The 16,900-nt window shown below is 49.9% G+C and carries 19 protein-coding genes and 1 tRNA gene; 9 read left to right on the top strand and 11 right to left on the bottom strand.

The genetic code is table 11. The annotated features are described in order from the left end of the window. Positions 1 to 15: 15 nt before the first annotated feature. The 3 genes from ACYQ27_RS11260 to ACYQ27_RS11250 form a co-directional block, all read right to left on the bottom strand. Positions 16 to 1,473 carry a DUF2139 domain-containing protein gene (locus ACYQ27_RS11260; RefSeq protein ID WP_460041873.1) on the bottom strand — a complete coding sequence of 486 codons (1,458 nt, stop codon included), beginning with the start codon at positions 1,471 to 1,473 and terminating at the stop codon, positions 16 to 18. A 159-nt stretch (positions 1,474 to 1,632) separates the two neighbouring features. Further along, positions 1,633 to 2,076 (bottom strand): transcriptional factor EnfR, encoded by a 444-nt coding sequence (gene enfR, locus ACYQ27_RS11255; RefSeq protein WP_456452495.1) that lies wholly within the window; start codon positions 2,074 to 2,076, stop codon positions 1,633 to 1,635. Positions 2,077 to 2,197: 121 nt separating this feature from the next. Beyond that, a tRNA-Leu gene (locus tag ACYQ27_RS11250) sits at positions 2,198 to 2,285 on the bottom strand. A 102-nt stretch (positions 2,286 to 2,387) separates the two neighbouring features. On the opposite strand from ACYQ27_RS11250, the gene ACYQ27_RS11245 reads away from it, so the two are divergent. From ACYQ27_RS11245 to ACYQ27_RS11215, 7 genes are read left to right on the top strand one after another with little or no spacing between them, the layout of a single operon-like run. Further along, positions 2,388 to 2,768: a DUF2178 domain-containing protein gene (locus tag ACYQ27_RS11245; protein WP_456452475.1), complete on the top strand. Its 381-nt coding sequence runs from the start codon at positions 2,388 to 2,390 to the stop codon at positions 2,766 to 2,768. After that, positions 2,769 to 3,131 (top strand): DUF2178 domain-containing protein, encoded by a 363-nt coding sequence (locus tag ACYQ27_RS11240; RefSeq protein ID WP_456452473.1) that lies wholly within the window; start codon positions 2,769 to 2,771, stop codon positions 3,129 to 3,131. It abuts the gene before it with no gap. Next, on the top strand, positions 3,132 to 3,485 hold the full coding sequence (locus ACYQ27_RS11235; protein WP_460041646.1) for a hypothetical protein: 354 nt from the start codon (positions 3,132 to 3,134) through the stop codon (positions 3,483 to 3,485). It abuts the gene before it with no gap. Then, entirely contained in the window at positions 3,460 to 3,669 is a 210-nt protein-coding gene (locus ACYQ27_RS11230) for a helix-turn-helix transcriptional regulator (RefSeq protein ID WP_456396154.1), read from the top strand. The genes ACYQ27_RS11235 and ACYQ27_RS11230 overlap by 26 nt, the downstream gene beginning before the upstream one ends. Further along, on the top strand, positions 3,650 to 4,027 hold the full coding sequence (locus tag ACYQ27_RS11225; RefSeq protein ID WP_456396155.1) for a hypothetical protein: 378 nt from the start codon (positions 3,650 to 3,652) through the stop codon (positions 4,025 to 4,027). Before ACYQ27_RS11230 ends, ACYQ27_RS11225 begins: the two co-directional genes overlap by 20 nt. After that, positions 4,014 to 4,757 carry an ABC transporter ATP-binding protein gene (locus ACYQ27_RS11220; protein WP_456452471.1) on the top strand — a complete coding sequence of 248 codons (744 nt, stop codon included), beginning with the start codon at positions 4,014 to 4,016 and terminating at the stop codon, positions 4,755 to 4,757. Before ACYQ27_RS11225 ends, ACYQ27_RS11220 begins: the two co-directional genes overlap by 14 nt. Beyond that, complete coding sequence (locus tag ACYQ27_RS11215) at positions 4,750 to 6,018, top strand: ABC transporter permease (RefSeq protein WP_456452469.1); 1,269 nt, start codon at positions 4,750 to 4,752, stop codon at positions 6,016 to 6,018. The genes ACYQ27_RS11220 and ACYQ27_RS11215 overlap by 8 nt, the downstream gene beginning before the upstream one ends. On the opposite strand, the gene ACYQ27_RS11210 is transcribed toward ACYQ27_RS11215, so the two are convergent. Continuing rightward, positions 6,019 to 6,426 (bottom strand): RNA-binding domain-containing protein, encoded by a 408-nt coding sequence (locus ACYQ27_RS11210; protein ID WP_456452467.1) that lies wholly within the window; start codon positions 6,424 to 6,426, stop codon positions 6,019 to 6,021. Between the two features lie 154 nt (positions 6,427 to 6,580). Between ACYQ27_RS11210 and ACYQ27_RS11205 the strand changes: the two genes are divergently transcribed. Then, on the top strand, positions 6,581 to 7,390 hold the full coding sequence (locus ACYQ27_RS11205; RefSeq protein WP_456452465.1) for a ZIP family metal transporter: 810 nt from the start codon (positions 6,581 to 6,583) through the stop codon (positions 7,388 to 7,390). Here ACYQ27_RS11205 and ACYQ27_RS11200 read toward each other — a convergent pair. Together ACYQ27_RS11200 and ACYQ27_RS11195 are read right to left on the bottom strand one after the other, a co-directional pair. After that, positions 7,359 to 7,949, bottom strand: coding sequence for a dephospho-CoA kinase (locus tag ACYQ27_RS11200; RefSeq protein ID WP_456452493.1), 591 nt, complete (start codon positions 7,947 to 7,949; stop codon positions 7,359 to 7,361). The two genes, ACYQ27_RS11205 and ACYQ27_RS11200, sit on opposite strands and share 32 nt — an antisense overlap. Positions 7,950 to 8,000: 51 nt before the next feature. Then, positions 8,001 to 10,163, bottom strand: coding sequence for an ATP-dependent DNA helicase (locus tag ACYQ27_RS11195; RefSeq protein ID WP_460041645.1), 2,163 nt, complete (start codon positions 10,161 to 10,163; stop codon positions 8,001 to 8,003). A gap of 58 nt (positions 10,164 to 10,221) precedes the next feature. On the opposite strand from ACYQ27_RS11195, the gene ACYQ27_RS11190 reads away from it, so the two are divergent. Next, a complete protein-coding gene (locus tag ACYQ27_RS11190) occupies positions 10,222 to 10,803 on the top strand; it encodes a hypothetical protein (protein WP_456396161.1) in 582 nt (193 codons plus the stop codon). Positions 10,804 to 10,825: 22 nt separating this feature from the next. Here the strand turns inward: ACYQ27_RS11190 and ACYQ27_RS11185 are convergent, their stop codons facing one another. The 5 genes from ACYQ27_RS11185 to ACYQ27_RS11165 all read right to left on the bottom strand — a co-directional run bounded on the left by ACYQ27_RS11185 (position 10,826) and on the right by ACYQ27_RS11165 (position 16,886). Next, complete coding sequence (locus ACYQ27_RS11185; protein ID WP_456453203.1) at positions 10,826 to 11,800, bottom strand: ABC transporter ATP-binding protein; 975 nt, start codon at positions 11,798 to 11,800, stop codon at positions 10,826 to 10,828. A 10-nt stretch (positions 11,801 to 11,810) separates the two neighbouring features. Further along, a complete protein-coding gene (locus ACYQ27_RS11180; protein ID WP_456453205.1) occupies positions 11,811 to 12,791 on the bottom strand; it encodes an ABC transporter ATP-binding protein in 981 nt (326 codons plus the stop codon). Then, positions 12,784 to 13,986 carry an ABC transporter permease gene (locus ACYQ27_RS11175; RefSeq protein WP_456453207.1) on the bottom strand — a complete coding sequence of 401 codons (1,203 nt, stop codon included), beginning with the start codon at positions 13,984 to 13,986 and terminating at the stop codon, positions 12,784 to 12,786. Before ACYQ27_RS11175 ends, ACYQ27_RS11180 begins: the two co-directional genes overlap by 8 nt. A 10-nt stretch (positions 13,987 to 13,996) precedes the next feature. Continuing rightward, positions 13,997 to 14,998 carry an ABC transporter permease gene (locus ACYQ27_RS11170; RefSeq protein ID WP_460041644.1) on the bottom strand — a complete coding sequence of 334 codons (1,002 nt, stop codon included), beginning with the start codon at positions 14,996 to 14,998 and terminating at the stop codon, positions 13,997 to 13,999. A gap of 61 nt (positions 14,999 to 15,059) precedes the next feature. Further along, on the bottom strand, positions 15,060 to 16,886 hold the full coding sequence (locus ACYQ27_RS11165; protein ID WP_460041643.1) for an ABC transporter substrate-binding protein: 1,827 nt from the start codon (positions 16,884 to 16,886) through the stop codon (positions 15,060 to 15,062). Between the last annotated feature and the right edge of the window lie 14 nt (positions 16,887 to 16,900).

Genomic DNA, 16,900 nt, shown 5'->3' with positions numbered 1-16,900 from the left:
CCAAAAGAATAGAGGTTAGAGGAGTTCTATCCTCGCCTTTCCTTTCATGTCCTCTTTTTCCAGCTCAAATGACACTATTCCGCTGAAAGAGCTCAGGTCTATCACGTTCTTTCCTGCTTTTATCTCGAATATCTCCTGATGTGCTTCTCCAAGAGGCAGGGAGAGGTCGTATTCATAAACGGTTAGCCTGTTGTCCTTTGAGGCATGGAGTATCATCCTAGGCCTGCGATAGCCGTCCAGTGGAATTCCGCCAAACACCCCGGCTCCATACCTCCCCGCCATGCCCGGCAGGAAGAGGGGCAGGGAGAAGCTAACCGCAGGTGGTCTCTCCTGAATGATTTTCTCGTCCAGAACGACTATGTCTTTGTTCCCTGTATCGAAGGGTGTCGCCTCCTTTGCACCCGTGTTTGGGGTGCTGTTCGTTCCTAGAAGTATCTTCCCGTCCATTTTCTCGATGCTGGTTATCCTCGCTCCAAAGGCACCGACTATCTTTACCATTGGGGGCGCAACGTAAACGAGAACGCTCGGCCCGACGATAACGTTGGTGGTGGCCCACTCAATGCTTTCCCCAGTGTCCGACCTGTATGTTGCGTCGTGATGGGCATTGAACGCTGTCAGAATCCCCCCGCCGACGTTTATCGCATTCACCCTGAATGGGGCATAGAATGTGTAGAACTCGAAGAGCCTTGCAAAGGCAAACTCATCTCCCATGAAGGGATTGCCTATGAAGAGTCCCCCGCGCACGAAGGCAAATGCCCTGTTGTATGCCGATGCCATCGCCCCGAGCCCCGGTCTTATGTAGGGTTTGCCATCAACGCTCCTTCCTGGTTTAAAGCTCTCCCATCTGTTCGTTATCAGATCAAGGGCTTTAAACTCCCCGACTCCGGAGACAAAATTATTTCCCACACCGAAAAAAACCGTGTCGTGGACGAGGGTTCCCTTTGGAGATGGTTCATTCAGCAGGGGTTCGGCCTTCCCGGTTCTCCTGTCGAGGGAGTAAACACCGAGGTTTGCATGCCCGTCCTCCCTCGCCAGAAGCAGCCTGTCGCCGTAGGGGTCGTAGATTATATCGCTCACCTCTCCGGCCCAGTCGGTTTCATGGTGTATTGACTCCTTCCAGATGAGCTTCACCTCATCATTCTCGGTGTCGTATTCATGGACATGGGAGTACTTGTTGACAAAGCTGATCCTCCTGTTATTATACACTGCGGGCGCATGAACCCAGCCGCCGAAGTATATGGAGCCATCAACGGCTTCAACGGCATTGTAGGTGTCCCCTCCGGAGGTGGGTCTCTCCCCAACCAGCTCGAACTCATACACCCTTTCGCTATCCCCGTCTTCCCTCACGAAGTGCGCCTGGGCTTCAAATGCCACGGTGAAGTAGAGAACACCGTTGTGATACCTCAGTCCGAAAATTCCGCCGCTTCCCCACTCGGGCCCGTATCTTGGTGGAAAACGATAGTTCCTCAGCATGGTCACCACCGCTAGGGATACATTCAGGGATTTATTATACTTTCCCCGTTTCCGGACGTGTCTAAAAGTTGGGCGTGAGTGTCATGCTTGAGGTTTTTTGCATCGTTAGAGTGCATTTTCCGAAGACTTTACTCTTTCACCATACAAACCTCAACAATCTTAAACACGTCCCCCCGTTTCGCCAAAGTCCTCCAGAATGCATTCGCTTATCCTCAGCCTGTCCTTGGCGTCGAGGAAGAGCGTGAAGTCACGCTTGGTTATTCTGTCCTCGATAGGCGCATGGTCAACCAGAAAGGCTATAATCTCGGCGGTGCTGTAGGGCACCTTTATATTCAGCTCATCGGCCTTTCTGAACAGCTTTTCGGGAACATCAAAGATGTCCTCTCCCTGTTTAACATCCACGCTTATCTTGGAGTTAATCTGCTCCCATAGAAGGAGGGTATTCCGGGCTTTCTGGATTTTTTCGAGGGCCCTGTGCTCAAGGATGCTTATGTTGGCTCTGCTCGTCCCCAGAAGCTCCGCAATCTCGCTCTGCTTCAGCCCCTTCGCCCTCAGCCGGAGGATCTTAATCTGCTGCTCGGTGAGAAAGCTCTTTCCCTTCATCTTAAACACCTTAATTTAACATAATATCTGATATTAAAAACTTTTTCTCCCGTAGGGATACTGGTGGGCAACTGCAGTGCGCCGGCAGTTGTAAATTTCATAACTGAAAACAGAGCAGCAATGGTGCGGGGGACGGGATTTGAACCCGCGAACCCCTGCGGGACGGGACCCTAAATCCCGCGCCTTTGGCCAGGCTCGGCAACCCCCGCCCGGCTAAAAACTCCAGACCTCTTTTAAAAAACCTTTCGGGGAAAAGCTTATAAGGATGTAAAGGAAGCTTTACGTAAAGGAAACTTTACATGGTGATAAATGTGGAAGGATGGAGGGCAATTGGATATGCGATTCCGGCCACGACCGCATCGCTGTTGGCCGTGGCCCTCTGGATGGGAAACGCCGCACTCGCCTTTGGGGTTCTGGCTGGGGCAATTGCCACGACCTTCTTATATTCCGAGTGGGTTAAGAGGCGCGGTGAGATTGTAAACGATGAGAGAACGCTCCGCATTGAGGAGATGGCATCAAGAAGGACGCTTCAGGTTTTGGTGCTCGTCCTCGCTTTCAGCGTGGTGGGTCTGGCGGTACTTTCCCAGAGTTGCCCGGAGCTGAGGAGCGCCTACTACCTCTCCCTTGCCCTGATGGTTCTCGTCTCGGTTCTAAAGGTCGCGCTGAAACACCACTACTCGAGGGTGATGTGAATGAAGTACGAACACCTGCTTGGGATTCTCATTACGGGCATGATAATCGGGCTGGCTTACTCAACAAAGTCCGGGAAAGCCCTTCTGGCTGTGGGAATTTTTGTGGCGGGCTTTTTGCTCAGCTATCTGCTCACGTGGTACTACAGCTCAAAGGTTGAGAGGATTGAGGATGAGAGGAGCGGCCTCATAGGTGCGAAGAGCGCGAGGAACGGCTACGCGGTGATGAGCTTTTTCCTCTTTGCCGAATACCTCTGGGAATACAGCAGGGGGAACGTCGAGGTGGCGACGAAGCTTATAATTCCCCTCGCCCTCGGGGCGGCGGTACTCTTAATCTCCCACTATTATTACGAGCGGGTGATGTGAATGAGGGCAAGGTTATTCCAGCTCGCGGTGTTTTTAATCATAGGCCTGCCCGTGGCTTTTGCTGTGAATTTCCTCCTGAAGGCGCCGGATGTCTCATTTGTTGCGGCGGCCCTCGTGCTGCTCCTTCTCTCAAACGACCTTCTGCCGTGGGGAGGAAAGGAGGGTGCAAGAATCTTCGTGTATCTATCCGCTGTCGATTCAACGCTTCTCGCTCTGATTTACAGGAAATTCGGAACCTCGGCATGGGTAACATTCACGGCGGTTTTTGGTGTTGTCATGCTGAACTCCCTCGTATCGAAGCGCATCAAGGAAAAGACCGGTGAAGAGGATGAGAAATCGTCTGAGGGAGCTTAGAGAACTGAAGGGACTCACGCAGGAGGAGCTGGCAAAGGCCTTGGGAGTAACGAGGCAGACCATAATAGCGATTGAGAGGGGAAGGTATGATCCATCGCTTAGACTTGCGTTTAAAATTGCGAGGTTTTTTGGGGTTAAAATCGAGGATGTTTTCCTTTACGGGGGTGAAAAAGACGAACATTAGAAAAACTGCCGGTTTCGGGCTTTACTTTACCGGCATTCTTCTTGGAATCCTAAAACCGCCAATTGAAAGACTCGCCTGCATGATACTGCCGAGCGGAGAGGTCTGCACCGGGATAAATACTCCGTTGCTTGCCCTTGAGCTCGGCCTCGTTATGTTCGGTTCAGTCTTAGCTGGGCTCTCACACGGATTCAGGAATACACGGCAGCTCAACGGCTGGCTCGGCCTAACCACTGGCCTGGGTGCTGCATTCATCGGAGGGCACTCCGGAATCTGGAGCCTTTTCCTGTTTGGAGTCGTTCTTTCCACTTTAGGACTCATGCTCTACAGGGTTGGGAGGCAGAAAAATGCCGGCGGTTAAGGTTGAAAACCTTGAGAAGGACTACGGGAAGGTTAAGGCCCTCAGGGGTATCAGCTTTGAGATCAAGGAGGGGGAAATATTCGGGCTCATCGGACCAAACGGGGCAGGAAAGAGCACCACCCTGAAAATCCTCGCAACGCTGCTAACACCAACCGGAGGAAAAGCGGAAATATTCGGGCATGATGTGGTCAAAGAAGCTCCGAGAATAAGGGAACTCATAAGCTATCTTCCCGAGGAGGCTGGAGCCTATAAAAACCTCACCGGAAGGGAGTACCTGGAGTTCATGGCGAGGCTTTACGCAAAGAATGAGAGGGACTCGGCAAAAATGATGGAACTGGGTATAAAGCTCTCAGGTCTCGGTGGGAGACTTGATGATAAGGTTTCCACCTATTCCAAGGGCATGACGAGGAAGCTTCTGCTTGCAAGGGCCCTTATGGTAAGGCCGAAGCTGGCCATACTCGACGAACCCGCCAGCGGTCTGGATATAATCAACGCTTATACAATCAGGAAGACCATCAGGGAGTTTGCCCGGAGTGAAGGCGTGACCTTTCTGCTTTCAAGCCACAACATGCTTGAGGTTGAATTCCTCTGCCACAGGGTTGCCCTGATAGATGGGGGCAGAATAATAGACCTCGGAACCCCCGGGGAGCTCAAGGAGCGCTATGGTGCTGAAAACCTCGAAGAGGTGTTCATGAGGGCGGTCGGCGAGGGAGGTGTTCATTATGAGTGACTTCTGGATTATGGCCAAGAAGGAGATGAAAAACCTCATCAGGGATAAGAAGCTCCTTTTCGGGCTTATCATAGTCCCTCTGGTTCTCTATCCCGCCATGGGGAAGCTGATGCAGGTGGGGCTTGAGAAGGCGCAGGGCGAAACTCATGTCGCCATAGCAAACTTCGATGATGGACAATACGGAGTGGTGCTTGTAAAGACCCTCCAGCGTGCCCCCAACGTTACCGTGACGCTGATAAATGCAGGTTCGGTTGAAAGGGCTCTGGAATTTGCGGCCAAAAAGGATCAGAACGTCCTCGTTGTCATTCCTCACAACTTCAGCGAGAGCATAATAGAGGATAAACCAGCCACGGTTAAGCTTTACGGGATATTCAGGTCCGTGAGCACCGGCATGAAGGAGAGTGTGAGCGAGGGGAGGATAAATGCAGTCATATCTGTTCTCTCCGAGCAGATAGCAAGGATAAAGGTTCAGAAGCTGGGTGTTGAGAGCCCCGATGCCGTTCTCCACCCTGTGAGGGCGGAGAGCATGTCCTACCTGAAGAACAGAATAGTTCCTGTTTCCCCGTCTGTTGTTTCCGGAGTCCTCGCCTCCCAGTCAATCACGCTGCCGATAATAATCTTCCTCATGGTCACGATAACCGCCCAGATGGCCGCGGGAGCGGTTGCCGCAGAGAAGGAGAACAAGACGCTGGAGACCCTCCTGACGTTGCCGGTGAAGAGGACCACAATAGTCGCCTCAAAGATAACAGGAACGGCCCTGATGGGGCTTATAGCCGCTCTGGCCTACATGGTGGGCATGAGGAGCTACATGGGGTCACTGGGAGTCCAGTCCGGAATCAGCCTCAGCGAGCTCGGCCTTCAGATTGCACCGGGGGGAATGGCGCTCTTCGCGCTGATTATATTTCTGACGATAATATTCTCCCTGAGCCTTGCGATGATTCTGGCGATATTTGCCCAGGATGTTCAGAGCGCCAACACGGTTGTTAGCTCCGTAATCCTGCCTCTGGCCTTTCCCGCGTTCATCCTAATGTACACAGGCCTCGGGGAACTTCCAGCGGCGGCCCGCTATGCCCTGCTTGCGGATCCATTCACCCATCCTATAGTGGCATACCAGTACATGCTCTCCGGTAACTACAAGGGAATGCTCACGAGCATAGCGTATCTGGCAGTTTTGGCCGCTCTGACCCTCTACACAACCGCAAGGATATTCTCCACCGAGAAGGTTCTGACGGCAAAGATAGGACGGGGGAGGAAATCGTGATCACTCAACCGGCACGCCGTCCTTTGTCCTCGGAGCGAGCCACCTCATAAGCCTCTTCGGGTCTTTTGTTTTTATTATGATGGTTATCGGGCCGAGCGGGGATTCCTCGTTGAAGTTCACCTTCCCCGCATAGGCCGCCTGCTTGTGAACCCTTATTATGATTTCCTCGCCGAAATACCCCTCCTCCAGAAATGCGCGCGCTGTGTCGAGTATGGCCTGTCCCCTGAAGAGCTCATAGAGTCTGTGGAGTGCTTTTTTGTCTGCAGTTCTCCCCCTCAGGAGCATGTACTCCCCCCTGTCAAATGCCTCAAACTCCAGATCAGGTATCAGATTGAGCATGGCTCTCTTTACCTTCTCAATATCCTCCGTCGGATATACATAGGCTTCAACCTCGACTTCCTCGAACATTTTCTCACCATTTCAAGGTGATTTGGAAGGCTTATAAGCTTCACCTCTGCTGGATTCATGTTAAGATCAAGATTTAGATTTAGACTGAGATTAAGCCTCAAACCTTCTCTCCCATCACGGAAAGCTTATAAGCCCCACAGCCCGAGGCCTAACTATGCTGGGGAACTTCATAACAAACCTTTCCCGCTGGATTCTGAACGTTTCAGGCGGAAGCATAATGTGGGTGGCGGTTTATGCCGGCCTGTTTGTGGCCTTGATGACATCGATGGGGGCATTTCTAGCAATTTTTTCCAGAAAAATTCCGGACAGAGGTGTTGATTTCAGCCTGAGCTTCGCCGCGGGGGTCATGATCGTTGCAGCCTTCACCAGCCTGATTCTGCCTGCAATAGAGAGCACGGGCAGCTTCACGCCAGCAGCCCTCGGTATTGCGCTCGGGGTTCTCCTCATAGCGGCCATCGACAGGTACACCCCCCATGAACACCTTGTGCGGGGTTATGAAGGTCCGGAGGAGTTTAAAAACAGGCTGAAAATGGTGTGGCTGCTGGTTTTTGCTGTCATGATCCACAACCTCCCCGAAGGCCTGGCGGTCGGAACCTCACTCGCCTATAACCTTGAAGTTGGCCTCGTAACCGCGATAGCGATTGGCATACAGGACTTTCCTGAAGGAACCGTTGTTTCACTCCCCCTCGCAGTCCTCCAGAAAAAACGCCTCCAGCCCATCCTCATGGGTGTCCTCAGCGGTGTGGCGGAGATGGTTATGGTGATTTTCGGGGCGTATTTCTTCACCCTCTTCGGCTGGCTCCTGCCGTACGGCCTCGGACTGGCAGGCGGCGCAATGCTCTACGTCACAGTCAAGGAGATGATACCGGAAATCTACAGAAGGAAGGAAAATGATCTGCTGATAACCCTCGGCTTCTTCCTCGGATTCTACGTCATGCTTTTCCTCGATTCAATGCTCGGTTAGGAGCCTTCTCGCTCAGGAGCTTTTTGACCAGCTCCCTGACCTTCCTGTTGTATTCCGCCCTGCTGCGGTCGTTCACTATCATGTAATCAGCCATCGCTATCACGTTACCGATTCCGAACCTGAGCTCCTTCCAGTCCCTCTCCTCAAAGTCCTCCCAGCTCCTCGGATCATCGTGCCTGCCCCTCGCCCTGAGCCTGCTGAACCGCATGTGTGGAGGTGTATGGACTGCAACAATTATTATCCTCTCCTCGGGAAAGGCGCTCCTGAAGGTTCCGACCTCATCAAGGGAGCGCACACCGTCTATGACCACGACAGGGCTTTTTCTGAGCAACTCCTTCACCCTCTCAACGGTTAGCTTTGCCACGGCATTCTGACCGAGCTCCTGCCTGAGGCGGATGCTAACCTTGGCAACGTTTTCCTTGGTTAGCTCAAGCCCCCTCTTCAGGGTCTCCTCCCTCACTATGTCGCCCATAGAAACATGAGGAACCCCGTGCTCCGAAAATTCCCTGACAATCCTGCTCTTTCCAGAACCGGGCATTCCCGTCACGATGACTATCATAGTGCCCACGCTGAGTTACCGAAGAGAGGTTTAAAAATCTAACTCTATACTCTATTTTAAAAACTCATCCAGCGTGCCTTTTCTGGTTTTTTTGGCCTTTATTTTCGGGAGTTCAGCCCCAAAATGCCTGTAAATCGCTTCAAGAACCTTTTTCCCTATCCCCTCAACGGCCAGCAGTTCGCCCGGTCTGGCCCGTATAATGTCCTCCGTTGTCCTGAAGCCCGCATTGTAGAGGGCCCTTGCCCTCCTCCTTCCTATCTGCGGAATCTTAACGAGCTCAAGGAGTTCCTCCCTGACTCCGTGCTTCACCCTGAGGTGCAGATCCCTCAGAAATCTCAAAACCTCTTCATCCGGATCAAATAGCCTGTAAATCTCTATCAGGGAATACATGAGCCAGTCAGCCAGTTCGAGAACCCTGTACAGGTCTCCAAAATCTATCCCATAAGCCTCCAGGATTCTGGAATCCGGAACCTCGTTGACCCAGTCGAGGAGGAGCTTCGCTGTCTTCACCTCCCCGAGGAAGCTCTGAAAGTCATAATCCTCCCAGTAGGGAATGCTTTCATAGAGATGCTCCTCCATCTCGTATGCATAGTCCAGATAGTCCTCCATCTCCTTCTTTTTCACCCTCAGACTCCCCATATCCGGTGTCGATGCGAGGAGCTGAAAAACCCCGAGGGGATTTGGGTTCTCGTTGAGCTTTGGAATGGCCTCCCTGAACCTCTTGGCCGTCACGGGGTCAATATAAAGCTGGGAAGTTCTTATTCCAAAAGGCAGGGCTATAAAGCGGTCATTAAGGTCCAGATCAATGAATTCATTTTCAATTAGGAAATGGACTATTTTCCTGGCCTTTTCCTGAAGCGAGTCCATGTTCCTCCTCTGGTGGTGGTAGAAGGTTTTTTCCAGAAAATTAACCAGCTCGGGAAAGCTTTCCACACCGAAGTTTGTAATCAGGGCAAGAATCTGGCTCCTGAAGGCCATTTCATTCGCCAGCATTGAGAACAGCTTTTCAGGCTTTCCCTCTATGTATTTCTCCATGAGCTCCCCGGGATCCTCGGTTTTTGCCACTATAATGGCCTCTCCCACCTTATCATACTTCGGCCTTCCAGCTCTCCCCATCATCTGCTGTATTTCGAGAACCGGTATATCGCTCCAGCCAAAGTTGGAATAGCGCTTCGTATCGCGGATTATCACCCTGAAGGAGGGCAGGTTGAGCCCCATGGCTAAAGTGGGGGTTGCCGTTATCGCTTTAACCCATCCTTCCCTGAAGGCGTCCTCAATCAGACTGCGCTCTTTCCTCCCAAGTCCCGCATGGTGGAAGGCCACCCCCTTCGTGAGAACCTCCTTGAGCCTGTCGTTGGTCGGGTTGCTCTCAATCGAGGCCGCAAGCTCTTTGAGGTACCTTCTCTCCGGCTTTGTTAGAAGTCTGTAGACCTTTGAGGCCAGATTCAATGCCTCCCTCTCGGCAGAGCGGCGCGTGTTCACGAAAACCAGAGCCTGCTTTCCGATTTTTACGGCATCCAGAACGAGGGAGTCCCACTGCGGCGGAAATCTCTGGACTGTGCCGTCATCCCAGAAGAGCTCGCCGTGGGCAAAAACCCCCTTTTTGAGCTTAACCGGCCTCCACTCGCTCACTATCAGCTCGGCCTTGAGCCACTCGGCAAGTTCCTCTGCATTCCCTATTGTGGCGCTCAGCCCCACTATCTGAGCCTTATCCATTAGATGCGAGAGAATCATCTCAAGCGTCGCTCCTCTGTCATATGATCCTAGGAGGTGGATTTCATCAGCAACGATGAACCTGATATCCTTTATCCACCCCGCCTTATGCCGCAGCAGGGAGTCAAATTTTTCGGATGTGGAGATTATGATGTCATACCTGCCCAGCCAGCTGTCGGCACTGTCATAGTCACCTGTTGTTACGGCAACCCTCAGTCCGAGGCTCTCCCACACCCTGAACTCCCTGTACTTCTCCTCGGCCAGAGCCTTCAGGGGAACCAGGTAAACCGCCTTTCCGCCCTCTCTGAGAAGTTTGTTTATCATGGCAATCTCGGCAACCAGCGTTTTTCCGCTCGCCGTCGGGATTGCAAGAACGAGGTTCTTCCCCTCCAGCACACCCTTCCTAATGGCTTCGGCCTGCGGGGGGTAGAGCTCCTCTATTCCCCTCTCCTCAATCAGCCTTATTATCCTCTCATCAACGGGAAGTTCATGCACCTTCATTCCAATCGAAATGAGTGGGGGAAACCGTTTTATATGCTTTTGGTTAAGTTGGAATGCCATGATGAGCATACCATATCTTGTGTTCGAGGTCAGCGGCAACCGCTATCTCATCGATGCATACTTCACTAAGATAGTCGAGAAAAAGGAGAGGCTTGCGGTTCTGATCCGGCCTTATGACATGGGCATTTACTCAAAAGAACCCCGCAGCAGGCCACTGGAACCCCTCTTGCGGGAGGAAGAACTTGATGCACTTCTCAAGGACGCCTTTGCTGAATCTTTTGAACGCTCGGGGGAAAGGTTCAACGAAAGGCTCCGGCATATGAGGAGATGGAACCTATGGAGGTTTCTGGGGATTCCAACCGGCCATCAGAGACACATTGAGAAGGATGAGAAGCTGGCGGAGGAGAGCAGGGAGGCCATGATGGCGCTGACAATCTTCAGGAAGGTTCTCGGTGTGAAGAAGGTGGAAGAGCTCGACAGAATCTCAATCAGGCCTGTGGAATATGTTTACTACGATGTGCTCCTTGAGGGGGACGAGGTTTTTGACCGGGAGGGGAAAAAGGACAGGATATACACCCAGCTGATGATGTTCGATGAGTCATTCAAGAGGGAATTCCTGAGAAAATGGGAGAACAGATAGGAACAGAAAAACAAAAACGGAATCAGGACTTCGCATAAAGCCAGCAGGCAACATAATGGTCTCTCTCAACCTCGACGAGAGGCGGTTCCTCCTTTCTGCATACATCCTTTGCAAATGGGCACCTCGGATGGAACCTGCATCCCGCGGGCGGGTTTATCGGACTCGGCGGTTCTCCCTTGACCATCTTTCTCTTGGCCTTGAGCTCCTGAGCAAGCTCCGGGTCAGGCACAGGGATTGCGGAAAGGAGCATCTGGGTGTATGGATGCAGCGGGTTCTCGAATATCCTGTCCGAAGGTCCAACCTCAACGAGCTTCCCGAGGTACATGACCCCTATCCTGTGGCTCATGTACTTTACCACACCGAGGTCGTGGGAGATGAAGAGGTAGGTGAAGCCGTACTCAGACTGCAACTCTTTCAGTGTGTTGAGGATGTTTGCCTGAACCGAAACGTCGAGTGCGGAGGTTGGCTCGTCGAGAACTATGAACTCCGGTTTAAGTGCCATGAGCCTTGCCAGAGCAATTCTCTGCCTCTGACCGCCTGAGAATTCATGGGGGTATCTGTAGAGGTGCATCTCGTTCAGCCCGACGCTCTCAAGAAGCTTTATCACGAATTCCTCGGGGTCATCCACTTCAATTCCATGGAACCTGACAGGTTCCATGATTATATTGAAGACCGTTTGTCTGGGATTAAGGGAGGAATAGGGGTCTTGGAACATTATCTGGGCATTTCTTCTGAACCAGAGCAGATCTTTCCCCTTAAGGGACATTACGTCCTTTCCTTTGAAAATTATCTTGCCCTCTGTAGGTTCTATAAGCCTGAGTATAGTCCTTCCAGTGGTGGTTTTGCCGCATCCGCTCTCCCCCACAAGGCCAAATGTTTCACCTGACATTATCTCAAGTGTTATTCCATCAACTGCTTTGACCCATGCTATTGTTCTGAGAAGGCTTTTGATGGGGAAATACTTTTTTAGACCCTCTACTTTAAGTACCGGCTTCATATTTTTCACCTCAGTAAAGATGACATGCAACAAAGTGTCCGTCCTCAATTTCCTTCAGCTCAGGTACTTTCTTCCTGCATATCTCCTTTGCGAATGGACACCTAGGGTGGAATCTGCAGCCTCCTGGGGGTGTTATCAGATTTGGCACAGTTCCAGGGATGGCTTCAAGACGCTCCACTTTTATCATCGGGTTGGGGACAGCTTTAAGGAGACCCTTTGTATACGGATGGAGGGGGTTTTTGAAAATCTGTTCCACAGTTCCTATCTCTGCAACTTTTCCTGCATACATCACTATAACCCTCTGGGCGGTTTCAGCTACAACTCCGAGGTTATGGGTTATCAGAATAACAGTAGCGTTATACTTTCTCTTAAGCTCGTTAAGCAATTCAAGTATCTGGGCCTGAACAGTAACATCAAGGGCTGTCGTTGGCTCATCGGCTATGAGTATCTTCGGGTTGTTTGCTATACCTGTGCCTATGACAACACGCTGCTTCATGCCGCCGGACAGCTCATGCGGGTAGTTCTTCACCCTCCTTTCAGGATCTGGGAGAAGAACCTCGCGAAGAATGCTAATGACCTTTGGTATGCCTTCTTTTATGTTTTTTATCCTTCCATGGACCTCCATGCTCTCGGCTATCTGGTATCCAATGGTATATAGTGGGTCGAGGGAAGAATGGGGATCTTGGAAAATATATGCTATTTCGTTTCCTCTTATCTCCCTTATTTCCTCTTCATTGAGCTTGAGGAGGTCAACCGTGGAGCCGTCATTACGATGATATATTACTTGGCCGCTGACGATTTTCCCGGGACTTTCAATAAGCTTTGTTATGGCTCTTGATGTAACACTCTTTCCACAGCCTGTCTCACCAACAAGAGCAAGAGTTTCACCACGGTAGACATCAAAGGAAACCTTCTCGATAGCCTTAACGACTCCTGCGTATGTGTAAAAATAAACACTTAAATCCTTGATTTCAAGTATGGGCTCAGGCATTTGCTTCACCTCCCTCGGTCTTCTTCTTAAGTTTGAACTCAAGGCTTCTTCTCGTTCTTGGGTCAAGGACGTCTCTCAGACCGTCGCCAAGGAGATTCCAGCCAAGAACAACAGTTATTATCACCAGCCCTGGAAAAGCCACAAGCCACCATGCCTGAGGGAAGTACTGGGAACCTTGATTGATGAGATTGCCCCAATCAGGGATAGGTGGAACTGCACCCAGACCAAGGAAGCTAAGACCAGCCTCGGTAAGGATTATCCCACCAAAGTCCATTGTTATCATTACAAGTATAGGCCCTATTATGTTGGGCAGTATATGTCTGAAAAGTATCGTCCTCTTTGGAAGACCTATCGCCCTTGCTGCCTCAACGTATGGATTCTCCTTCTCTGTCAGGGTAGAACCTCTGGTAACTCTAGCATAACCCGGCCACCATACTATGACGAGGGCCACAAAAACTGCCAAGAGCTTTCCAAGGTTGTTGACATCTCGGGGATGAAGTGCAAAGAGCTTGAGAACGAATGTCTGAGCCCATACATGGGCATTTAGAAAGCTCTGAATTCTGCCGGGTAATACTGCAGAAAGTGCTATGGCAAGTATAAGACCAGGAAATGCCAAGAACATATCAGTAATACGCATTATCAGCTCATCTATTTTGCCACCGTAGTAGCCTGAGATTAATCCCAGTATGATGCCCATAGTTGGCCCTATGAGAATTATGAATATATCGAGTACCAGTGCCGTCCTTGCTCCGGCAAGAAGTATGCTGAGCAGATCACGCCCATATGTGTCTGATCCTAATGGATAGTATACGTTAGTTGTATAATGGATTATATACCCGTTCTGTATTGTCGTTACATTAAGGAAGTATGATGAACCTGGATGTGCTAGTTGTGAGGAAACATTATAATTAACCGGGAAAAAATCATACGGCCATGTAACTAAATATGGCCCAAAAATACCGAAGAAGAGGTAGACAATAACTATAAAAAGTCCTAAGAGTGTTGGAGGCGAACGGTTTATTGAGTATGCCATTAGCTTCCATTCTTTTATCCTGGATTGGTTTTTTCGTTTCCAATCTTTCCTGAAGAGTGTGATAAATGATGCAAAACTCTCAATCAACCTGTCGCTGACTCTATCCAAGATGCCCATTTCATATTCTTCCTTCTCTTCATATTTGACCGTTTTCTCTGTCATTTTATTCACCTCAGAATCTTACTCTTGGGTCTATTACAGCATATAGTATATCTGCAATGAGATTTGCGGTAACAAAGACTATTGCATAAAGGAATGTCACGCCTATTAATGCCGGGAAGTCAAGATACATTATAGCTTGGAGAGCATAACGGCCTATCCCTGGAAGGTTGAAGATAGTCTCGGTTATAGGCGTACCTGCAAGAAGTCCTCCGAACTGGAGAGCAAGGATAGTTATAACCGGAACCAGAGCATTTTTGAGGACATGTTTGTAGAGTCTGCTCTTGGGGACACCCTTTGCCTTAAGAAAGAGAGTGCTGTCCCTGCTATACGCCTCAAGGAAAGAGTTTCTGGTGAATCTCATCAATACGCCAGCTGCTCCGAGACCGAGTGTGAAACCCGGAAGCCAGAAACGTTCTACCTGTTGGACAAAGTTGTTCCAATCAAGAGTTATGATGGAATCTATGAGAGGAATATGGGTTATCTGGTGTGGTGGTGCAGGCGGAATACCTGCGAGGGTTGTTGTGCTCCAGTGGAGGAAAAACAGCCATATAAACAGATACGCCATAACATATATGGGAGTTGAAATGAAAATCAGGGCAAGTATTCTAAGAAACATGTCTGTTACACTGTTCCTCTTCAATGCTGAGATTATTCCGAGAGGAAGACCCATAAGCACGAGGAAGAAGAATGCGAAGAGTGCAAGTTGAAATGTTACCACAAATCTATTACCTATGTTTGTAAAAACGGGCTCCTGATTTAACGGGTCAAGGAGAGTGTTTGTAAAAAGCCCCTTAACGAGGAAAACATACTGATTATACCAAGGCTGGTCGAGATGATACTGCCTCTTTATCATCTCAATAGCTGCTTGGGAGGCTTTTTCTCCACCCGCCCAAGCTCTAACCGGATTGGCCGGAATGATATATGCTATAACAAAAACAATGAGCGTAACACCTATAAGAGTGGGTATGAATGTTAGAGCCCTTCTCACGAGGAATTTGCCAAGTCCTGCCATTATTCTCCCCCCTGAGAGTTTTAATGTCAATAATAAGACACTGAAATAAAAAAAGAAAGAATCAGCTTATAATCTCGTAATTCAAACTGTCAAAGACAACGGCACTCTGGAGGAATGGTCCAATGTAATCATCGGGGTCGAGGAAGTCTGGTGCCCATCCAACGATATAGACTTGGAAGTCTCCCTTGGATGTCTTTCCGAGGAGGGTCGGCCATGAGAGCGGAGTTACAGCCACTTTGAATCCAAGCTGTCCCCAAGTGTTCTGAAGAAGTGTGGCGATCTTCTCACGCTGCGTGTTTCCTGTGTTGTAATAGATGGTTAGAGTGTATTTCTTTGGATCGATTCCTGACTGCTTAATGAGCTGGAGAGCCTTAGCAAGATTGTATTTGTATTTGATGACATTGTACTCCGTATAACCGAGCCATCCAATTGGTATTGGACCGTAGTTTGGAACCATATATCCTCTATAAACCGCCTGATATGCCTGCTGGTATGGAGTTGCCCAGGCCAGCGCCTGTCTGACAAGGTCATTGTTGAGAGGCTCTTTCTGGGCATTGAGCACGATGAAGAGCATGTCCGGTGTGACAAACGAGTCAATCTTTGACTGGAAGCTACCAAGCTTGAGATTCTTCACAGCATCAAGTCTGTCAACAGGGATAGCGGCTATATCTGCAACACCCTTTTGGAAGAGGCTTATTCTTGTGTTGGCATCATTTGACAGGACATAGATAACCCTCTTTGTGACAGCAAGATTTGGATTCTTGGATGCAAGGTCTTTCCAGATAGCGGCATCCCAGTAATAGGGATTCCTCTCCAAGATTATATAGCTGTTTTGTTTGGCCTCTTTTATGTAGAATGGCCCTGTAAAGACGCCGATGAGGTTGTCCTGAAGCATCTTGTGAATCGGGTCATTTGAACCCTGCTGGATGTAATTGTTCCAAGCTTTTGGATCCTTACCCCATTTGGCCGCTTTCATAGCCTCAGTATACTTGTCCCCGAGCATATATTTGGCGGGGATTACCATGAGGTACGGGTCAGCTAAAACGCTGAGAATTCCGCCATATGGGTGTGGGAGAACAAGCTTGTAGACACCTGCGGTTGAACCGCTGTAGCCAAAGAAGCTCAGCAGATCGTTGAGTGAGGTAACTTCCTTAGTGTTACCATTGAAGTCCGCTATCAAACCGTTCTGGAGAACCTTCTTGAATTCACTCTCACTCATGGCATAGCTTGCGCTTAGATTTGTATATGTGGCAAGCATCCAGTTGACAGAGTAACCCGCACGGAGGATACGCCAGAACTCGAATTCAACGTCTGTGGCATTTATCGGATAGAGTTTCCCTGTCTTGGGGTCGTATGCCTTCACGCCTCCTCTGATAACAAAGTACCAGACAGTTCCATCCTTATTGTGGGCCCACGCAACAGCGAGATCAGGTGAAACCTTCTTGGTTTCACTTTCCCAGTATGTGACAAGGGTGTCACCAACATTGTGGTAGAGTGCCCATCCAAAGGTCTCATAGTCAAATGCAGGGTCAAATGAGCTTGGCCATCCGATGGTTGTTTCAACTATAGTCCCAGGCTCGTTTTTGTAATCGCCTATTCCAATGCTCACGCTTGGAGCATTCTTATCCTCCATAACAAGATCCCAGCGTGGAGCAAGGACAGGGTTGTAGTACCAGTTGTGGACCCAATTCCAGTAGACACGGGTTGCCTTGTTGTCTCCAAAGATTATTTCGGGTACTTTCCTGTTCGCCATTATGTACAGAGCATTATAAAGGGCTTCTCTAACCTTAAGGTCAGTTACTTTCCTTGCAATCTGTATAAGGGCATCCATATCTGGATCACGGAGGAATGCAGGGTTTATCTGGCCAAATCCCTGCCCCTCTTTCATCAATTCCTGTATTG

This window comes from Thermococcus atlanticus (assembly GCF_054657855.1).
The sequence above is the reverse complement of the archived record's forward strand: the minus strand, read 5'-3'. Positions and strand labels throughout refer to the sequence as shown.

Excerpts from the sequence above, each read along its gene's own strand:
- ACYQ27_RS11260 (WP_460041873.1), bottom strand. The coding sequence starts at position 1,473 with ATGCTGAGGAACTATCGTTTTCCACCAAGATACGGGCCCGAGTGGGGA.
- enfR (WP_456452495.1), bottom strand. The coding sequence starts at position 2,076 with ATGAAGGGAAAGAGCTTTCTCACCGAGCAGCAGATTAAGATCCTCCGG.
- ACYQ27_RS11240 (WP_456452473.1), top strand. The coding sequence starts at position 2,769 with ATGAAGTACGAACACCTGCTTGGGATTCTCATTACGGGCATGATAATC.
- ACYQ27_RS11235 (WP_460041646.1), top strand. The coding sequence starts at position 3,132 with ATGAGGGCAAGGTTATTCCAGCTCGCGGTGTTTTTAATCATAGGCCTG.
- ACYQ27_RS11230 (WP_456396154.1), top strand. The coding sequence starts at position 3,460 with ATGAGAAATCGTCTGAGGGAGCTTAGAGAACTGAAGGGACTCACGCAG.
- ACYQ27_RS11220 (WP_456452471.1), top strand. The coding sequence starts at position 4,014 with ATGCCGGCGGTTAAGGTTGAAAACCTTGAGAAGGACTACGGGAAGGTT.
- ACYQ27_RS11215 (WP_456452469.1), top strand. The coding sequence starts at position 4,750 with ATGAGTGACTTCTGGATTATGGCCAAGAAGGAGATGAAAAACCTCATC.
- ACYQ27_RS11210 (WP_456452467.1), bottom strand. The coding sequence starts at position 6,426 with ATGTTCGAGGAAGTCGAGGTTGAAGCCTATGTATATCCGACGGAGGAT.
- ACYQ27_RS11205 (WP_456452465.1), top strand. The coding sequence starts at position 6,581 with ATGCTGGGGAACTTCATAACAAACCTTTCCCGCTGGATTCTGAACGTT.
- ACYQ27_RS11200 (WP_456452493.1), bottom strand. The coding sequence starts at position 7,949 with ATGATAGTCATCGTGACGGGAATGCCCGGTTCTGGAAAGAGCAGGATT.
- ACYQ27_RS11195 (WP_460041645.1), bottom strand. The coding sequence starts at position 10,163 with ATGAAGGTGCATGAACTTCCCGTTGATGAGAGGATAATAAGGCTGATT.
- ACYQ27_RS11190 (WP_456396161.1), top strand. The coding sequence starts at position 10,222 with ATGATGAGCATACCATATCTTGTGTTCGAGGTCAGCGGCAACCGCTAT.
- ACYQ27_RS11185 (WP_456453203.1), bottom strand. The coding sequence starts at position 11,800 with ATGAAGCCGGTACTTAAAGTAGAGGGTCTAAAAAAGTATTTCCCCATC.
- ACYQ27_RS11180 (WP_456453205.1), bottom strand. The coding sequence starts at position 12,791 with ATGCCTGAGCCCATACTTGAAATCAAGGATTTAAGTGTTTATTTTTAC.
- ACYQ27_RS11175 (WP_456453207.1), bottom strand. The coding sequence starts at position 13,986 with ATGACAGAGAAAACGGTCAAATATGAAGAGAAGGAAGAATATGAAATG.
- ACYQ27_RS11170 (WP_460041644.1), bottom strand. The coding sequence starts at position 14,998 with ATGGCAGGACTTGGCAAATTCCTCGTGAGAAGGGCTCTAACATTCATA.
- ACYQ27_RS11165 (WP_460041643.1), bottom strand. The coding sequence starts at position 16,886 with ATGAAAGAGGGGCAGGGATTTGGCCAGATAAACCCTGCATTCCTCCGT.